This is a genomic window from Prochlorococcus marinus str. GP2, from assembly GCF_000759885.1.
Taxonomy (GTDB): domain Bacteria; phylum Cyanobacteriota; class Cyanobacteriia; order PCC-6307; family Cyanobiaceae; genus Prochlorococcus_A; species Prochlorococcus_A marinus_J.
In genome coordinates, this window is record NZ_JNAH01000005.1 from 59,283 (window position 1) to 77,706 (window position 18,424).

General features: G+C 31.8%; 20 protein-coding genes. 15 read left to right on the forward strand and 5 right to left on the reverse strand.

Annotation, left to right across the window (positions count from 1 at the left end):
* Positions 1-2: 2 nt before the first annotated feature.
* Complete coding sequence (crtL, locus tag EU91_RS03445) at positions 3-1,214, reverse strand: lycopene beta cyclase (protein WP_032524613.1); 1,212 nt, start codon at positions 1,212-1,214, stop codon at positions 3-5.
* 24 nt (positions 1,215-1,238) lie between these two features.
* Positions 1,239-3,836, reverse strand: a complete 2,598-nt coding sequence (gene gyrA, locus EU91_RS03440; RefSeq protein ID WP_032524614.1) for a DNA gyrase subunit A — start codon at positions 3,834-3,836, stop codon at positions 1,239-1,241.
* Between the two features lie 179 nt (positions 3,837-4,015).
* On the opposite strand from gyrA, the gene EU91_RS0108690 reads away from it, so the two are divergent.
* The 4 genes from EU91_RS0108690 to rsmD all read left to right on the forward strand — a co-directional run bounded on the left by EU91_RS0108690 (position 4,016) and on the right by rsmD (position 6,976).
* Entirely contained in the window at positions 4,016-5,179 is a 1,164-nt protein-coding gene (locus EU91_RS0108690; RefSeq protein ID WP_032524616.1) for a GuaB3 family IMP dehydrogenase-related protein, read from the forward strand.
* A gap of 231 nt (positions 5,180-5,410) precedes the next feature.
* Positions 5,411-5,734 carry a thioredoxin gene (gene trxA / locus EU91_RS03435; RefSeq protein ID WP_011376622.1) on the forward strand — a complete coding sequence of 108 codons (324 nt, stop codon included), beginning with the start codon at positions 5,411-5,413 and terminating at the stop codon, positions 5,732-5,734.
* An 11-nt stretch (positions 5,735-5,745) separates the two neighbouring features.
* Positions 5,746-6,363 (forward strand): imidazole glycerol phosphate synthase subunit HisH, encoded by a 618-nt coding sequence (gene hisH, locus EU91_RS03430; protein WP_032524617.1) that lies wholly within the window; start codon positions 5,746-5,748, stop codon positions 6,361-6,363.
* 13 nt (positions 6,364-6,376) lie between these two features.
* Positions 6,377-6,976, forward strand: coding sequence for a 16S rRNA (guanine(966)-N(2))-methyltransferase RsmD (rsmD, locus tag EU91_RS03425; RefSeq protein ID WP_032524618.1), 600 nt, complete (start codon positions 6,377-6,379; stop codon positions 6,974-6,976).
* Here rsmD and petG read toward each other — a convergent pair.
* Entirely contained in the window at positions 6,953-7,072 is a 120-nt protein-coding gene (gene petG / locus EU91_RS03420; RefSeq protein ID WP_011376619.1) for a cytochrome b6-f complex subunit V, read from the reverse strand. The genes rsmD and petG overlap by 24 nt on opposite strands.
* Positions 7,073-7,127: 55 nt before the next feature.
* On the opposite strand from petG, the gene EU91_RS03415 reads away from it, so the two are divergent.
* From EU91_RS03415 to EU91_RS03370, 10 genes are all read left to right on the forward strand, one after another.
* The gene (locus EU91_RS03415; RefSeq protein ID WP_032524619.1) at positions 7,128-7,514 is read left to right on the forward strand and encodes a c-type cytochrome; all 387 of its coding nucleotides are present in this window, start codon (positions 7,128-7,130) and stop codon (positions 7,512-7,514) included.
* Positions 7,511-8,263 (forward strand): RNA methyltransferase, encoded by a 753-nt coding sequence (locus EU91_RS03410; RefSeq protein ID WP_032524620.1) that lies wholly within the window; start codon positions 7,511-7,513, stop codon positions 8,261-8,263. The genes EU91_RS03415 and EU91_RS03410 overlap by 4 nt, the downstream gene beginning before the upstream one ends.
* Positions 8,264-8,380: 117 nt before the next feature.
* Positions 8,381-9,469 carry a magnesium chelatase ATPase subunit I gene (bchI, locus tag EU91_RS03405; protein WP_032524621.1) on the forward strand — a complete coding sequence of 363 codons (1,089 nt, stop codon included), beginning with the start codon at positions 8,381-8,383 and terminating at the stop codon, positions 9,467-9,469.
* A 5-nt stretch (positions 9,470-9,474) separates the two neighbouring features.
* Complete coding sequence (gene ruvC / locus EU91_RS03400; RefSeq protein WP_032524622.1) at positions 9,475-9,948, forward strand: crossover junction endodeoxyribonuclease RuvC; 474 nt, start codon at positions 9,475-9,477, stop codon at positions 9,946-9,948.
* A gap of 9 nt (positions 9,949-9,957) precedes the next feature.
* On the forward strand, positions 9,958-10,515 hold the full coding sequence (locus EU91_RS03395) for a 5-formyltetrahydrofolate cyclo-ligase (RefSeq protein WP_032524623.1): 558 nt from the start codon (positions 9,958-9,960) through the stop codon (positions 10,513-10,515).
* A gap of 39 nt (positions 10,516-10,554) precedes the next feature.
* Positions 10,555-10,974 carry a SufE family protein gene (locus tag EU91_RS03390; protein ID WP_032524624.1) on the forward strand — a complete coding sequence of 140 codons (420 nt, stop codon included), beginning with the start codon at positions 10,555-10,557 and terminating at the stop codon, positions 10,972-10,974.
* Positions 10,975-11,018: 44 nt separating this feature from the next.
* Positions 11,019-12,320 carry a homoserine dehydrogenase gene (locus tag EU91_RS03385; RefSeq protein ID WP_032524625.1) on the forward strand — a complete coding sequence of 434 codons (1,302 nt, stop codon included), beginning with the start codon at positions 11,019-11,021 and terminating at the stop codon, positions 12,318-12,320.
* Between the two features lie 70 nt (positions 12,321-12,390).
* Positions 12,391-12,660 (forward strand): hypothetical protein, encoded by a 270-nt coding sequence (locus tag EU91_RS03380; RefSeq protein WP_193741616.1) that lies wholly within the window; start codon positions 12,391-12,393, stop codon positions 12,658-12,660.
* Positions 12,657-14,228 carry an ABC transporter substrate-binding protein gene (locus EU91_RS03375; protein WP_032524627.1) on the forward strand — a complete coding sequence of 524 codons (1,572 nt, stop codon included), beginning with the start codon at positions 12,657-12,659 and terminating at the stop codon, positions 14,226-14,228. Before EU91_RS03380 ends, EU91_RS03375 begins: the two co-directional genes overlap by 4 nt.
* Positions 14,221-15,243 (forward strand): ABC transporter permease, encoded by a 1,023-nt coding sequence (locus EU91_RS03370; RefSeq protein ID WP_032524628.1) that lies wholly within the window; start codon positions 14,221-14,223, stop codon positions 15,241-15,243. Before EU91_RS03375 ends, EU91_RS03370 begins: the two co-directional genes overlap by 8 nt.
* Here the strand turns inward: EU91_RS03370 and EU91_RS03365 are convergent.
* Positions 15,240-16,790 (reverse strand): alpha/beta hydrolase, encoded by a 1,551-nt coding sequence (locus EU91_RS03365; RefSeq protein ID WP_032524629.1) that lies wholly within the window; start codon positions 16,788-16,790, stop codon positions 15,240-15,242. The genes EU91_RS03370 and EU91_RS03365 overlap by 4 nt on opposite strands.
* Positions 16,791-16,792: 2 nt before the next feature.
* Between EU91_RS03365 and EU91_RS03360 the strand changes: the two genes are divergently transcribed.
* The gene (locus tag EU91_RS03360) at positions 16,793-18,022 is read left to right on the forward strand and encodes an MFS transporter (RefSeq protein ID WP_032524630.1); all 1,230 of its coding nucleotides are present in this window, start codon (positions 16,793-16,795) and stop codon (positions 18,020-18,022) included.
* Here the strand turns inward: EU91_RS03360 and EU91_RS0108695 are convergent.
* Positions 18,019-18,390: a DUF2834 domain-containing protein gene (locus EU91_RS0108695; RefSeq protein WP_032524631.1), complete on the reverse strand. Its 372-nt coding sequence runs from the start codon at positions 18,388-18,390 to the stop codon at positions 18,019-18,021. The two genes, EU91_RS03360 and EU91_RS0108695, sit on opposite strands and share 4 nt — an antisense overlap.
* Between the last annotated feature and the right edge of the window lie 34 nt (positions 18,391-18,424).

Here is an 18,424-nt window from a genome sequence, read left to right on the forward strand (position 1 = left end):
TACTAATTTAACTTAAGCATTCCAAGTTTTACTTTTAGAGGTGAATTTATAAACATTTTACTCATCACGTAAATTAGTTTTGGAAGTGGAAGTGTATTAGTAAGAAAACCTACCCATTCATTGGTTGATAATTTAAAGAAATTTGAGAAAAAGCTTCTTAATCTACTCTCATCAAAACTCATCAATCTTCTTAGACCGTATTGGTAAAGTTTATGCCTTTGTGTTAATTCGTAAGGCCATAGGATTTCCCAACCTTTTGAAGCTAACTCTAGTGAACTTAGATGAGGTTCTTTTAAAAAGATTGCTAATTTTTCTGCAAGGAGTGGAGCCCTTCTTAATAAAGATCCAACCATGTATCCTGATGCAGGATGAACCATACTTGCAGCTCCTCCGAAACCAAGTACAAATTGTTTTTTAAATGGGAGGGGTAAATTCATGGGGAAAAGGCAATTCTCTTCATGAAAAATTTCACTTACCTCAATACCCTTACTATTAAGTCTTTTAAAAAGTCTTTTTTTAAGATTTTCCTGGGATAATGCAGGATAACTAGCTAATGAAGTTTCTTCAACAAAAAAAGTCTCATTGCCTAGATCCATTGCATAAAGAAAGGAAGGAGATGATAACTTTTCTTCATTGTTTAAATGATTTGGACGAAAATCCATAAGAACAAATTGTTCTTTATTAACAGGAGGTGATGTAAATTTACCTACAATTCCGTAAGCAGCTTGTTGAGCGATTTCATTTTGAACTGGTCTTTTTACAAAATTACTTTTATGACCACTTGCGTCAATAACTAATCTCGCCTTTATTTTGAGACCTGAAAAACAAATTACCTCAGATAGTTTATTTTTTTCTTTAATGTCTTTTGCTGTTTCATTCAACCATTCAATCCCTTTACATTTTTTTAAAAGCTCATTTTGAAAGGCTTCTTGATTTATTAAACCATAATCATAGTTGTGTTTTGTCGGAGTATCCCCTTTTTTATTTTCCCCATCTCCAAAAAAACTAACTGTTTTACACCATCGGTGAGATAACAAGGACTCTAACCCTAATTCTTCTAATTCAGATGCCCAGATACCATATGTATTCTCCCATTTTTCATTTGGAGATTTTGTAGATATTCCCTTAATATTTAGATCCTGCTTGGCTAATTCTGAAGCTAAACATAATGCGGCAGGACCTGAACCTAAAATTAAAATATCAAGTATTTCCATGTTATTTAGCTAACCATAAGCCTTTTAATTTTCTTCAACTGAGCTAGGTTGGTCTTTTTCCTCTATTTGTTCACGAGGTACCAATACCACTTCAGATAAATGATCACCGTCATCTAATCTTTGTAATTTTACTCCTGTAGCTGCCCTCGATTGCTGAGAGATTTTATCTGCGTTTGTTCTTACTATTACGCCTTTTTCTGTCACAAGTAGTAATTCTTCTCCCTCGCCAAGGACCTTCAAACAAACTAGCTGATCATCTTTAATTCTAAATTTTATTGCTCTCAAACCCATGCCTGCTCTTTTTTGTAATCTAAACTGAGCTACAGGTACTCTCTTTCCCAGTCCGAATGCACTGGCTATCAATACCCATGGACCATCTGAAGAGTTTTCTTCAACATTATCATCAAGATCTTCTGTGAGTTCCTCGATTTTGGCCAATTGATCAACCAAATTAGATGTTAAAACATCCATAGAAACTAGATTGTCTCCTTCTCTTAAGTTCATTGATTTAACTCCTCTTGCTGTTCTACCAAGTGGTCTTAATTCATTGATATCTAGTCTGAAATGAATCGCCATTCCTGTTTTAGATCCAATTAAAACACTATCGTCTTCTTTTGATAATCTTACCCAGGTTAGGGCATCTCCATCCTCAAGATTAATTGCTATTAGTCCATTTGAGCGAATTTTTGAAAAAGCAGAAAGTGCAGTTCTTTTTATAAAACCAGCTTTTGTTAGCATTAATAAATAACGATCGTCAACAAAAGAATCCACAGCAACTAGAGAAGTTATTTTTTCTTCTCTTGGAATTGGGAGAAGTTGAACTGATGGAGTCCCTTTTGCTGTTCTGCTACTCATAGGAACCCTATATGCTGGGAGAGCATAAGCTACTCCTCTATCACTGAAAAGCAAAAGAGTATCATGATCATTACAGCTTATAAATAATTTCACGTCATCATCTTCTTTGGTTTTTGTGCCAGCTTTACCCCTTGAACCACGACTGGTAGATTCAAAATCATTAACAGGCATTCTTTTTAAATAACCTGCTTCAGTTAATAGAACTACGGATCTGTCATTAGCTATAAGATCAATATCATCTAATCCTCCGCCTAAATCTAGTATTTCTGTTTTCCTTGGAGAAGAAAATCTTTCATCAATTTTATTAAGTTCTTCAAGAATAATTTCAAAAATTCTTTCTTTACTATTTAATATTTGCTGATAAAGGTTGATTTTTCGGGTTAACTCATTATGTTCACCTTTGATTTTATCTGCTTCAAGTGCTGTTAATCTTCTTAACTGCATCTGTAGAATTGCATCTGCCTGTATGGAAGATAATTTGTGGTCTTTTTGTAATTTTTCTCGAGCTGATATTGAATCTTTCGCTGATCTTATTAGATTTATAATTTGATCCATAGCATCTAAGGCTAATAAAAGACCCTTTACAATATGATCTCTTTCTTCTGCTTTTTTTAATAAAAATGTTGTTCTTCGTCTTATTGTCTCAACCCTAAAATTTAGAAATACGTCTAACATTTTCCTGAGAGAAAGTGTTGTGGGCTCTCCTTTTACTAAAGCGAGGATATTTGCACTAAAGTTATTTTGTAGAGGTGTTAACTTAAATAAATTATTTAAAACTACTTGTGGGTAGGCATCTCTTTTTAGTTCAATAACAATCCTCATCCCATCTCGATCACTTTCATCTCTAATATCAGAAATACCTTCTAATTTTTTTTCATTAACTAAGTCAGCAATTCTTTCTATCAAAGCCGCTTTATTGGTTTGAAATGGAAGCTCTGTAATTATTACTGCATCTTTCTCTGCTCTACCAATGGATTTAATTTGCTCAATATTTGCTACCCCTCTCATGGTTATTGACCCTCTTCCTGTTTTGAAAGTTTCTTTAATACCGTCTCTGCCTAAGATTTGACCACCTGTGGGGAAATCAGGACCCTTAATTATCTCAAAAAGTTTACTATCTTCAATTGAAGAGTTATTGATTATTGATTTAAGACCATTAATTAATTCCCCTAAGTTATGAGGTGGAATATTAGTTGCCATTCCTACTGCTATTCCAGATGATCCATTTAGAAGTAGTTGAGGGATCCTAGCAGGTAAAACTGTTGGCTCTTGCTGAGAACCGTCAAAGTTATCGGCGAAATCTACAGTTTCAGATTCAATATCCTCTAATAAACTTTCATCCGTAAGAGACTGTAAACGAGATTCTGTATATCTCATTGCTGCTGGAGGGTCGTTATCAACAGAACCAAAGTTTCCATGGCCATCTATGAGTGGCATCCTCATAGAGAAATCCTGAGCCATCCTAACCAAAGCATCATAAACAGCAGTATCGCCATGAGGATGGTATTTACCGAGTACTTCTCCTACGACTCTTGCACATTTTCTGTATGGTCTACCGCTAGTCAAGCCAAGTTCATACATTGCATAAAGAATTCTTCTGTGAACAGGTTTTAATCCATCTCTTGCATCTGGAAGAGCACGACCAACTATAACGCTCATTGCATACTCAAGATATGAACGAGACATCTCATTTCTTAGGTCAGTCTGAATAATTCGGTCGTTATTTTCGCTTAATCCTGAGTTGTCGGAATCTAAAATATCAGACATACAAAAATCCTTTCTTTAATAATAATCGCTGATTGTCATAATGAATAAAAAAAAAGATTTATTTAATTCCCAAATACTTACATTTACACACAAATCAAAATAAAACCTGTTGTTTTTGAATAAACCTTGGCTTATTACCCCTTTAGTTGTTAATTTAATCAGAATAAAAGAAAACTACCGTGAATATTGAACTTGGTTTAAATAAAAAAGTCAGACGGGCTTATGGCATCGATGAAATAGCTTTAGTCCCTGGTAATAGAACACTTGATTACGATTTGACTGATCCTTCTTGGTCAATAGGTGATTTCAAAAGAGAAGTTCCGATCGTCGCTAGTGCCATGGATAGTGTTGTCGATGTCAATACGTCTGTAGAGCTCACAAAATTAGGTGCCCTTGGGGTTATTAATATGGAGGGAGTACAAACACGATATGAAAACCCTGATGAAATATTGAATCAAATAGCATCAGTAGGGAAGAATGATTTTGTTCCATTAATGCAGAAAATATATAGTGAACCGGTCAAGGAGGGATTGATTGTACAAAGAATAAATGAGGTTAAAGAAAGAGGAGGTATAGCAGCTTTTAGTGGGACTCCTCAAGCTGCCATTAAGTTTAAAGAAACACTTAACGATTCCAAAATAGATCTATTTTTTCTTCAAGGAACAGTTGTTTCCACTGAACATCTTGGTATGGAAGGTAAGGAAACCTTAGATATTAAAGATCTCTGTCAATCTATGAATGTCCCAGTTGTAGCAGGTAATTGTGTTACTTACGAAGTTGCAAAACTTCTCATGGATGCTGGAGTTGCAGGATTGATGGTTGGGATAGGACCCGGAGCGGCATGTACATCAAGAGGAGTATTGGGAATTGGAATCCCTCAAGCAACTGCAATTGCTGATTGTAGTGCGGCAAGAAATGATTACTTTAAAGAAAGTGGTCGTTATATCCCTATTATTGGTGATGGAGGAATTGTTACTGGCGGAGATATCTGTAAATGTTTAGCATGTGGGGCAGATGCTGTAATGATTGGATCCCCAATAGCTAAATCCTCCAACGCTCCAGGTAAAGGATTTCACTGGGGGATGGCTACTCCAAGTCCAGTTTTGCCAAGAGGCACAAGAATTGAAGTTGGTTCTACAGGATCCTTAGAAAGAATAATTAAAGGTCCTGCCTTACTTGATGATGGAACACATAACTTATTAGGAGCCATTAGAACCTCAATGAGTACTCTTGGGGCAAAAAATATTAAAGAAATGCAAGAAGTTGAAATAGTTATCGCACCATCGCTTCTTACAGAAGGTAAGGTTTATCAAAAAGCTCAGCAGCTTGGGATGGGTAAGTAGTTCACCTAGAGCAAAATTATAAATCCTTAGTGAATTAAGTATTTATTTGAAAAATTTTCTAATTAGGAGTTATTATGAAATGATGGGGGAAACCCCATACTCCTCACACACTAAATCGCCCGTTTAATCGGGCTTTTTTTAGACATTTTGTTACTTATATTATTTAATCTGTAATGAAATCATCACTTAAAAGAATTGCCTGCTAAATTTTCAAAAAGGAATACTTAAATTATGTCATCAGCTCCAGCCGTAACTGATTCTTCATTTGACAAGGATGTACTGCAAAGTGATCTACCAGTATTGGTTGATTTTTGGGCCCCATGGTGCGGTCCATGTAGGATGGTCGCTCCAGTTGTAGAAGAAATCTCAAAAGACTTTGAAGGAAAAATTAAAGTTTTTAAATTAAACACAGATGAGAATCCAAATGTAGCCAGTCAGTACGGAATTAGAAGTATTCCTACATTAATGATCTTTAAAGGAGGTCAAAAGGTTGATACCGTTGTTGGAGCTGTGCCAAAAGCAACTCTTTCTAGCACTTTAACTAAGCATTTATAAATTTAAAAGCTTTGCATAAAATTGGACTAATAGACTATGGAATGGGTAATATACATTCTGTAACAAAATCTCTAGAAAGTCTTGGAGAAGAAATTATATTAATTAAAAACTTTAATGATTCCAAGCTTTGTAAGGCGCTAATACTTCCTGGGGTTGGAGCATTTGACCCCGCGATGAATAATCTCATAAATACTGACTTGATAACTGATTTGAAAAATTGGATTAAAAGTGGGAAATCCTTTTTTGGGATATGTTTAGGTCTCCAACTCCTTTTTGAATCTAGTGATGAAGGAAAAGTTCAAGGGTTGGGAATTTTAAAAGGAAAAATACAAAAATTACCCAATATAGTTAACCAAAGAATCCCACACATGGGTTGGTGCCAACTTTTACCTACAAAAAAAAATACTTTATTTGGGATTGAAGAATTAAATAATTGGGTTTATTTTGTACATTCCTATCATGCAATCCCAGATGACTTAAATATTATTGCAGCTCAGGTTGATTATGGCTCTGAAAAATTAACTGCAATGATTGAGAATGATAATTTATTGGCCTGTCAATTTCATCCGGAAAAATCTGGAAAAACTGGTGAAAAACTTTTGAGAAGATGGCTGAGTAATATTCAATAACATATGCTTAGGGATGAAGACTAATTTAAGATTAATAGGTGGTAAAAAACTCCAAAGTCCAAATAATTCTTATACCAGACCTACAACTTTGAGAGTGAGAGAGGCCATATTTAATATATTGAACAAAAGAGTTGAAAATAGTAACTGGTTAGATTTATTTAGTGGAACAGGGGCCATATCTTGTGAAGCCTATAATCACGGGGCAAGCAAAATAATCGCAATTGAAAAAAACAAAATTAACTCAAAAATTTGCTTAGAAAATTTACTCTCGTTGGAGAATATAGAGAATAGGAGAAAAGATATAGAAGTTATTTGCAAAGACGTTTTGAAATGGACAAAACCTAATTATGAAAGAAACTTATCATCTAGAAATATGGATTTAAACAAATTAAAATTTGATTTTGTTTATCTAGATCCTCCATACGATGCTGATTCCCATGAATTAGTTTTAAATCAATTATTTAATTGTAATCTTTTAAAAAAAGATTCAACAGTTATTTGTGAACATTCTCCAAATCTATTTATTAAAAAAAGTACTCTGTGGGAAACTATAGATATAAGGAATTATGGGCAGTCAAGATTAACATTTTTAATCAATGTCCAGCATCCCTGAACCTCTTCTGTATTGATTCCATGCACTTACGAATAATCCAAGAAGAGTTATTGGAACTAAACCTAAAACAATTCCACATAGAAGAGGCTCGATCATTTTTTTGCCTTTTTTGAATTTCTTATTCACAATTGTTACATAGAGATTATTTTTTGTGTCAACATCTTCATCAACTGCAGCAGAAAGAGATTTTAAGAGAGAATTCTTAAAAATTGTTTTTGTTGTATTTGGAGTTTTATTGATTTGTTTCTCAATATTTTTCGTTAATCATCATGAAAATAACAAATATATTATTGAAACTCTTGAGCTTAATGGCTCTGCTGAGGAAGGAGATGCTCTTTTTAAGATAAATTGTGTTGGATGTCATGGAATTACAGCAAGAGGTTTAGTGGGCCCAGACTTACACTCAATAACACAACGTTTGAATGATAAAGAGATAATAAAACAGGTTACTGGAGGCCTGACACCTCCTATGCCAAGTTTTGAAATTGATCCTGTAAATATGTCCAATTTATTAAAATATCTGCATAGCCTTGAATGATTTTGGGAAAAAATTTTTCTAATTTAAAAGTAATTTTAGTTGAACCAAATGGCCCTTTAAATGTAGGAAGCGTTGCTAGATTATGCAGTAATTTTGAAGTTGATGAATTAAGAATTGTTTCGCCTAAATGCGACATATTTTCTTTAGAAGCAAAGAAAATGGCTCTTAAAGGTCAAAAATTCCTTAAACATTGTAAGGTTTTTAATGATCTTCAAAAAGCAATTTTTGATTGTGATTTGGTTCTAGCATCTTGTGGAAGGATTGATGTGAATAAAGATTCATTTTTTGTATCTTCTGAAGATATATTTGATTGGACATTATCATTTAAGAAGATAAATAATTTAGCAATTATATTTGGAAGAGAAGATAGAGGTTTAACTAACAGTGAATTGCTTCTAGCAAATAAAACTTTTAATATTCCAACTTCTAAGAATAATCCTTCATTAAATCTTTCTCACGCTGTTTCAATAGTTTTGTATGAATTAAATAAATCTTCTAAAAAGAATTTAAATAATGAATTAAAAGTTTTTAAATTGGCATCATCGAAAGAAGTGCATAATACATTTATAGAGATAGAGGAAATGCTTTTGCAAGTTGGATATCTCTTGAAACATACCTCCAAGGCAAAAATCAGTAAATTTAAGAATTTTATTTTGAGGGCAAATACATCTACGCATGAAATAAATGTTTTAAGAGGAATTGTCCATCAAATAAACTGGTTTTTGAACAGTTCAAAAAAAAATAAGTAAGTATAAATTTGATTAGTTATTATTCACTTCTTGTTTTAATTTGATAGGGATATTTACTAAAAACATTTTCTGAAGTAGCATCTATTGATTATTTGAATATTTAAGAAAACTAAAACTGTGCCTACAACAAAGAAAAGAAGAGTTTTTCCTTTTACAGCAGTAATTGGTCAAGAAGAAATGAAATTGGCTCTCTTGTTAAATGTTATTGATCCAAGAATTGGAGGTGTGATGATAATGGGTGATAGAGGCACTGGAAAGTCTACTACAATCAGAGCCTTAGCTGATTTGTTGCCAGCAATCGATGTTGTTAAAGACGATCCATATAATAGTTCACTAGTCGATCCTGATTTACAAAGTAAAGAAGTTTTGGAAAAAATTACTCAAGGAGAAAATCTAGAGAGTATTCAAAAACAAGTACCTATGGTTGACTTGCCTTTAGGAGCTACTGAAGACAGGCTTTGCGGAACCATTGATATAGAGAAGGCTTTGAGCGAAGGTGTCAAGGCTTTCGAACCAGGTCTATTAGCAAAAGCTAATAGGGGTTTGCTATATGTTGATGAAGTGAATTTACTTGATGATCATTTAGTTGATGTACTTTTAGATTCGGCCGCTTCTGGATGGAATACAGTTGAAAGGGAGGGGGTCTCAGTTCGACATCCTGCGAGGTTTGTCCTAATTGGTTCAGGAAATCCAGAAGAAGGTGAATTAAGGCCTCAACTATTGGACAGGTTTGGAATGAGCGTTGAAGTTAAGACAGTTAGAGATGCTGAATTAAGAGTTCAAGTAGTTGATCAAAGAACTTCTTTTGATGATAATCCTGATGAGTTTTCATTGAGTGTTGAAAAACAACAGGATGAACTTCAACAAAAAGTTATTAAAGCACAAGAAATATTAAATTCTGTTCAAATGGATGATGACTTAAGATTAAATATTTCTGCAATCTGCGGGGAACTAGATGTGGATGGTTTACGTGGAGATATTGTTACAAATAGGTCTGCAAGGGCAATTGCAGCATTTGAGGGCAGAACTGAAGTGCAAGAAGATGACATAGCAAGGGTTATTTCTTGTTCCTTAAGACATAGACTTAGAAAAGATCCCTTAGAACAAGTTGATTCAGGTGAAAGAGTTATTCAAGCTTTTTGTAAAGTATTTGATTTAGATGTAAAAGATAATCTTTCAAAATTTCAATTGTCTGCTGAAGCTTAATAACAGTGAGAATAATTGGGATTGACCCTGGATTAGCTAGAGTTGGTTATGGAATAATAGAGATAGAAAATGAAAGAAAGATATTATTAGATTGCGGCGTTATTGAGACAGGTAAAGATAAAAAAGAAGAAGATAGACTTTATGAGATATTCCAAGATCTAAATGAATTAATAAATCATTGGAACCCAACTGCAGCGGCAGTAGAAAAATTTTTCTTTTACAGGTCAAGCACTACCATTAGTGTGGTGCAGGCTAGAGGCGTGATTATGATGGTATTGGCCTCTAAAAAAATTCATGTTAGTGAGTATTCACCTGCTCAGATAAAATTAACAATTGCTGGGTCTGGAAAGGCATCTAAGAAAGATATTCTTGATGCTGTTATGTATAACTTAGATCTTAAAAATCCTCCAAAACCTGATGATTCAGCAGATGCATTGGCTATAGCACTCACAAAACTAAATGAGGATGGCTTTAACTGAAAATTTAATATGACAATCTTTGAAAATAAGAAATTGGAGAGGGATATGTTTAGAAAACTAAGAGATGGAATTTCTCTTAATCAAAGAGAAAATGTAGAAAAAAATGTAAAATTATATATTGATTCATTTGTTAAGGGATATAAAAATGTTGGTTATATAGGCATATATTGGCCTCTAAAAAATGAAGTTGATATAAGAAGTCTCAAGAAAAAATTTACTTTAGCTTTGCCTAGATGTAAAGATAAAAAAGAGTTGTTATTTTATCCATGGGACGAAAAACCTCTTACCAAAGATTATGAGGGTATACTTAGTCCAAATAACTCTTCCCCATTAAGTCATTTGCAGATAAGCTTGATATTTGTACCATGTCTTTCCGTCGATAAAAATTTAACAAGATTAGGTTATGGAGGAGGTTATTTTGATAAATTAAGGAGAAATAATGATTGGAGAAATGTTCCATGCATTGGAGTATTAACTTCTAATTGTGTAAGTACGATGCCATTAACCAGAGCTGAGTGGGATATTCCTTTATCTGGCTTTATCACAGAAAAAGAAATATTTGTATAATAGAAGATTCATAAAGTGATTAATTAATAGTTTTAAAAAATGGAAAATCAGGAAAAATACAATAAATTATCAAAATTAGTAGAAAAGTTGAAGAAATCAGAAGATCCAAAAAGAAAATATGAATACATTTTGTGGTTAGGCAAAAAAATGAAAGAACCAGATAGTGAAATCCTTGTTGAAGAAAATAAAGTTGAGGGATGCGTTTCAGAAGTTTTTGTTAAGGCAACTATTAAGGCTGGTAAATTATTTTGGGAAGGATATTCTGATGCACTCATAACAAAGGGTTTGTTGGCCTTTCTAATAAGTGGATTAAATGAGTTAACACCAAATGAAGTTGTTGAAATAGATAAGAAATTTATAGAAGATACTGGTTTGAAAGCAAGCTTAACACCTTCACGATCAAATGGTTTTTTAAACATTTTATTGAAAATGCAGTCTCAAGCCAATGAATTTTTGTAGGCCTAATAATATAAAATTAAACTCAAAGTTAAAAGAAATAAAAAATGAGAAAATGCAAAATTGGGATTGTAGGTTTTGGAACTGTAGGTTCAGGGATTTATAAAATATTAAGTTCTGAGGTCGATTCACATCCAATACTAAAAGAAATAGAAATTGCAAAAATAGCAGTTAAAGATCTTAATAAAAAAAGGGATATTGAGCTAGATAATAATTTATTAACTGATGATCCATTTAAATTAGTTAATGACCCCTCTATAGATGTAATTGTTGAAGTAATGGGCGGGGTTGATTTAGCGAAAGATATTATTCTGGAATCATTAAAATTACGTAAATCTGTAGTAACAGCAAATAAAGCAGTTATTGCAAGATATGGAGAAGAAATATATAAAACTGCATCTAAAGAGGGAGTTTATGTATTGTCAGAGGCGGCAGTTTGCGGGGGGATTCCCATAATTGAACCCTTAAAAAGATCATTAAAGAGTAATAGCATAAAAAAAATGGTTGGGATAATAAATGGCACAACAAATTTTATTCTTTCAAAGATGACGAATGAAAAAGCTGATTATAAGGAGACTTTAAAACTGGCCCAAAGCCTTGGGTATGCAGAATTTGATCCAACTGCAGATGTTGAGGGCCATGATGCTGCTGATAAGATTTCAATTCTTAGTGAACTTGCATTTGGAGGGAAAATCAAAAGAGAGGAGATTCATACTGAGGGCATTAGTAAAATTAATCTAAAGGATATCGAATATGCCAATAAATTAGGGTTTGAAATAAAACTTTTAGCATTCTCCGAAAGGGGAGGAATTAATTGTAATGATTCACTCGCTTTGAATATTTGGGTAGGACCTTCTTTGATTCCAAAATCTCATCCATTGGCAACAGTTAAGGGAGTTAATAATGCCTTATTGATAGAGGCTGATCCTCTTGGAGAGATAATGTTATATGGGCCAGGAGCAGGGAGTGGCCCAACTGCTGCATCAGTAGTATCAGATATATTAAATCTGCATGCCGCCTCATTAAAAAATAATAATTCAATCGATCCATTATTATCTTTTTATTTCTGGAGAAACTGTCATATCATCGAATCTCTACAAATAAATAAAAAAAATTACCTTAGAATTATTTGTCTTGATAGTCCAGGTGTTATAGGAAAGATTGGAGATATTTTTGGAAAGAATAATGTATCAATAGAATCAATTGTTCAACTTGATGCAAGTGAGGACAACGCTGAAATTGTCGTTATTACTCATGAGGTCAATAATGGAGATTTTGAGAGATCGAAAGATGAAATAAATTCCCTAAATGAAGTCAAAATTATTGCAAGTCAATTAAGTTGTATTTAAAAAAATAGTTTGCAAATTTCTTTATAGCTTGGTAAACCGAAGAGAGTAAGTGTTTGGTTTAAGCGCCTTAATGATTCATTCAAAACTATTAGATAATAATGAAAATAATAATTTAAATTTTTCTCAAAACCTTTATAAAGGTGCTTGTGTAAAAATTAAAAATAGCAATAAGACTTTTCAAGTAATTGGTTTAAATATAGGTAAAGAAATTTGTTGGGTGAGAGAGTGGCCTTTTGCTTGTAATTCTAAAAAAACATTTGCTTTAGAAATAAGTCAAATAACCTTGCAAACTTTCTGCTCAAATAATTCTTCAGAAAAATTAAGTAATTTTAAAATATGAAAAAAAAAGTTTTTTTATCAATATTTATTATTTTAATTTCTTTTTTACAGAGTTCTTGCGGTTCAAAAAAAATATCTAAAAAAATCACAGTAGCAAGTTCTGGAAAAATTGAATCTTTAGATCCAGCTAGAGCAAATACTCTTAAAGCAATTCAATTAATTAGTTCTCTAGGAGACACATTATATGAATTAAATTCTGATGGAGAATTAATCCCTGAATTGGCTTCAGGGATGCCAATTATTTCAAAGGATAGACTTCAAATAACTATTAATTTAAGAAATAATGTTTTTTTTCACGATGGAACAGCATTTAACTCAAATGCTATAAAGTTTACCTTTGATAGATTCAAAAGAATAGGAACGATGAATTATATTCTAGGAAATAAGATTAAATCAATTGAAACGCCAAGTGAATATACTGTCATAATAAATTTGAATAAACCATCAAGTTCTTTAAATGGGTTACTTACCTCAGTAAATTTAACTCCAATATCTCCTACATTTTATAAAGAATATTCTGATAAGTTTCTAAATGAAAAATTCGTTGGTGCCGGAAAGTATGTGCTGACCAGTTTTTCTAATGAAGTTCAATCAATTGATCCATATTTGAATTATTGGGGTGAAAAGCCCTTAAATAATGGCGTTAATTTTGTGGGATATTCAAATTCATCTTCTCTTTTTGGGGCTTTAAAAAGTAAACAAATTGACGTGCTTTTATCAAATTCAATTGATGATAGTCAGATAAAGAGTTTAAATAATTTAAGCAGAAATAAACAATTTAATGAAGGTAATAGCCCTTTTACTGAATTAAGTTTTATAAGCCTTAAAACTAGTTCTTATCCATTAAATAATCTTAATTTAAGAATGGCTTTGGCAAAAAGTCTTAATAGAAAATTGATTAGTGAGAAAGTAAGTTATGGATTAAGGAAGCCATCCAGATCAATTATTCCTCCGATATTAAAAAAGAATAATCAAGAACTGTGGCCTAAATATGATTATTTAGAAGCGAGAAGGCTATTGCAAAAAGAAAATTTTTGTAATGGAAATATTTTAAAAATACCTCTTACTTATAGATCGAATGTACCAGCTGACAAGCTTATTGCTCTGACATGGCAAGAAGAAATTAAAAGTTATTTGAAAGATTGTATTGACATTGAACTCAATGGGGTTGAATCTACAACAGTTTATAAGAATCTAAGTTTAGGAATTTATACGGCAGTTCTTCTCGATTGGACTGGGGCTTATTCAGATCCAGAGGCCTATCTTACCCCTCTATTAAGTTGTAATGAAATAGTTGATAGCATATGTAAAAATGGGGAGTCAGTTTATAGCGGTAGTTTTTGGGGATCTAATAGAGTGGAAAGTTTATTCCTTGAGAGTGAAAAAATAAGTGGAATTAAAAGATTAGAAAAACTTGTTGAAATTGAAAAAATAGCAGCAAGTTCAATACCTTATATTCCTATTTGGTTATCTTCTCAAAAAGCATGGTCACAAAATAAAATATCAAAACCTATTTTTAATGGTGCAGGAATAATTTCATTGAGTGATCTTGAGTTAATTAATGAGTAGAAATTTAAATAAACTTATAAATTATTCCTTATTAAAAATTTCATTAATACCGATAATGTTATGGGTAATTTCTTCATTAGTTTTTATTTTATTAAGAGTTGCGCCTGGCGATCCTGTAGATGCCATACTTGGATCTGGTGCAGATGAGGTTTCTAGGGAATTTCTAAGAAATAAATTGGGGCTAAATGAACCTTTAATAAATCAATATTTTTCATATATTAAAAATATATTGCACTTAGATTTTGGCCAATCTCTTAGTACCCAAGAGCCAGTCCTAAATATTATTATTAAGTCATTGCCTGCAAGTCTTGAGCTTGGATTCTTTTCAATATTAAGTGCAATATTAATAGGATTCCCATTGGGATTAATTGGCTTAAGAAATAGAGGGAAAAAGACTGATTATATTGCGAGAATATTAGGGATTGCTACATATGCGATCCCTCCATTTTGGGGAGCAATGTTAGCGCAATTATTATTTTCTGTATTTTTTAATATTTCCCCTATTGGAGGAAGATTTCCAATATTTCAGCAACAACCTCAAATTACAGGTTTTCTAGTTCTAGATAGTATTCTTTCAAATAATATTATTGCTTTGAAAGATAGTCTTTATCATCTCGCACTTCCCTCTTTTACCCTTGGCTTTTTATTAAGTGGTATATTCAGCCGTTCATTAAGAGTCAATTTGGATAAGACATTAAAAAGCGATTATGTTAATGCCGCCATATGTAGAGGAATATCTAGGAAAAGAATATTTTTAAATCATGCTTTACCTAATGCTCTATTACCAATCATCACTATTTCTGGATTAACAATAGCTTCATTAGCTGGGGGTGCTCTATTGTTTGAAGTAACTTTTTCATGGCCAGGGATTGCTTTAAGATTACATGAAGCAATTTCTCAAAGGGACTATACCTTGGTTCAAGGCATTGTAATTTTTACCTCTATGCTTATAGTCTCTTTGAATCTCTTTGTTGATATTCTAATTGCCTATTTAGATCCAAGAATAGAGTACTAATTTTTAGAAACTTTTTTTATATTTTCAAGATCTAAAAGATGGAAATCAAGTCCCAAATCTCTTTGGTTTTTAATTACTGTAGGGACCTCTTGGATTTTAATACTTTCTAAAAATTTGACTATAAATTTTGCAGATAAATCTTGTACTAGTATTGGATTTGTACCAATAAAAGATTCTCTTATTTTGAAGACGTCATTATTTTCTTTAAAATTTTTATTTATTCTTATTGGAGAGAAATGACTTGCTCCTTCAATAATTAGAAACCTATTTGATGGGTTATTTAAGGCAGTAAAAACACTAAATTGTTCATTCATCAAAGGGGTAATAAGATCATATGTCCCACCTATAAGGAGAGTTGGTATCTTAATGTCAGCACTATTTTCTTTTTGCCATATTAAACTTCCAAACGCATTAAAAGCTATTATTGCACTTGCTTTATTATCATTATTTTTCTCTGGGAATGGTATATCGCTCAATTGACATTGAAGTAATTTTGATAAATTTGTTATTGCAAAGTCTTTTAATGCCGTATTACATATTTCATAAAGTTGGTCGTTTGGTTTTTTGCCCTCATATAACAGCGCAATTAAAGCACCTAGTGAATGTCCCATTAAAATATAAGAATTATTAAGTAAACCAAATTCCCCATTTTCATGAGCTTTTAAAACAGCATCTAAGTCTTTAATTCTATATAAGAAAAAGTCTACACCCCCTGGAATTGAAGCTCCTCTCTCTAGTACTTCAGTAATTGCTTTTAAATTACTTCCTCTATGTTCTATGAATGCTATTGGCCAACCCCTTCTAGCCAATTCGTTGCCTAGCCATTTGAAATTATTAATTTCGCCTCCAAGTCCCGGCATAAAAATTATCAGTTCTTTATCGTCATTTACTTTATTGCCTTTCCAGAATTCAACTTCAAAAGGAAATTCTCGGTGAGAAGCATAAATTTTTTTATTAATCTTTATAAGATCTTGATTTAAATTTTTTTCAGTATTTTTAAATATCTTTTGGTTTGTACTTTCGAAATTATTTAATTTAGATATAAGGTCTTGTTGAATTGATAATTCTTTTTTCCAAGATGAAATTATTAATATTAAATTATCAATATCTAGTGAAATTTCTTTTGATGGTAATGCCTTAATAATGTCTAAAGTAGAAATTTCTTTTTTTTCATCTAATAAATTTTCTATGGTGTTAAAAATTTCTATCCCATCATTGTCATTTGGAACTCTAATGGTTTTGCTCAATTCTGTAAGAATTTTACGCCCTATCCAACTTCTTAAAACCTCTCTATTTAGTCCTTCTTCCTTGAAAACTGGAAATTTTAAAAATTTTGATAATTCAAAAAATCTTATTAATCCATTTTTTTTTAACCAATCTGTTAATTCTGTTGAATCATCATTGTATTTTTCTATTTTTGATAATTGTTCTATAGTAAAAGGGATTTTCATCTCTTCAAACTTAATATTTATTTTTTCTGCTGCCTTTAAACCATTATTAAAAAATAAACCATAAAAACCAAAAAAAATTATAAAAAAGTTTTTCACTTGTGATTATTCCAAATATTTTTCAAATTAGCAAAAATTGGTGGATTCAATTTCCATATCATTTGAGATTAATAACCAAGATAAGATTTTATGCTGCATTTGGTGCAGGAGGTGTTATTTATTTAACATCACTTATTTTTAATAATATTGGATTATCAGCGACAGATATTGGCTTGGGCTTTACCATATCAGCAATAATTGGAACCATAACAAGACTCTTTACTGGTAATTATCTTAATAAAACAGGGCGAATACAATTTCCAATAGTTATTTCATCAATACTAAGTATTACAGCTAGCTTATGCCTTATTTTTTCAAGAGATACGTTTTTGTACATAATTGGACAATTATTTGTTGGGGCAGCTGCAGGAATATATTGGCCAGCTGCCGAGTTTGGGGTGCCATATTTTTGCCATCAGATCAATACACGCAAAGCTTATGCTCTTGTTAGAAGTTCGGAGGCTTTAGGAATATTTCTAGGGGTATTCTTGGGGGGGATTATGACAAATTTTTTGTATTCCAAATCAATTTTTATTAATGATATTTTTTGTATGCTAATCATCACATATTTAATATCTAGAAATAGTTCTTCTATTAAAAGAAACTTAGAAGATTTCCAAAAAAGATTAGTAGATCCAATTAATCAGGTCCAATCGAAATGGAATAAAAATTCAATAATAATATTATTATCTATATTATTGATAACTACCTCTTTAGCTTTGATTCAGGTAACATTGCCTTTGGATCTTGTTAAAGGTGGAGTATATCGAAATTCATTAAGTAAAGAAATTACTAGTACTATAATTTCTATTCAGTTAATTTTATTGTTGTTTTTACAGTGGCCTGTTGGTTCTTGGATATCAAAGAAAGAAAGATTATTTGGATTGAAATTTAGTTTAATCAATTTCTCTTTAGCTTCATTTTTATTATTTATTTCTAGTTATTTAAATATGCCAGCTTTTTATTTAATTTCCTTTTCATTGATATTAGTAAGTTTAGGGACTGCTTCATTTCTTCCAACATCAACAGATGTTGTTTTCAGAATAGCTCCTTCAAACAAAAAAGGTTTTGCACTTGCTCTCCTATCACAATGTTTCGCTATGGGGTATTTTTTTGGACCATTTATTTCGGGACGTATATTGGATCTATTTGGTTATGCTTCAATAATCTGGCTTTCAATTTCATGTTGTTGCTTTATTGTATTTGCAATTCTATTTAAGAGAATATTTTAATTAACTTTTTCTAATTCAATTATTCTTCTCTCTCTCAGAAATAAAAAAAAAGGTGCAGAAAATGCAAAAGCTATTAGAAAAGTTCCAACATAAACAACCCACATGTTCTTCATATCCAATTTTTTTGATTCGTTTACTATCCATATAAAAATAGCGCTAGCTCCCACAAACAAGTCTCTAGAAATTGACTGCGCTGCAGGGTTTGCATTTGCTAAGGAAATGAAGTTATTAATATCAAAACTATTACCATATTCCTTAGCAAATGCGAAATTCGCCATCATTGGAAGGATAGCTCCTAAAATAGATAGAAAAAGGTAAAGATAAGATAGGATCTGTTTATTATCTTTTAGAATGTTAAATGATTTCACTTGTTAAAAATATTTCTTTTAATAATAGTATTTA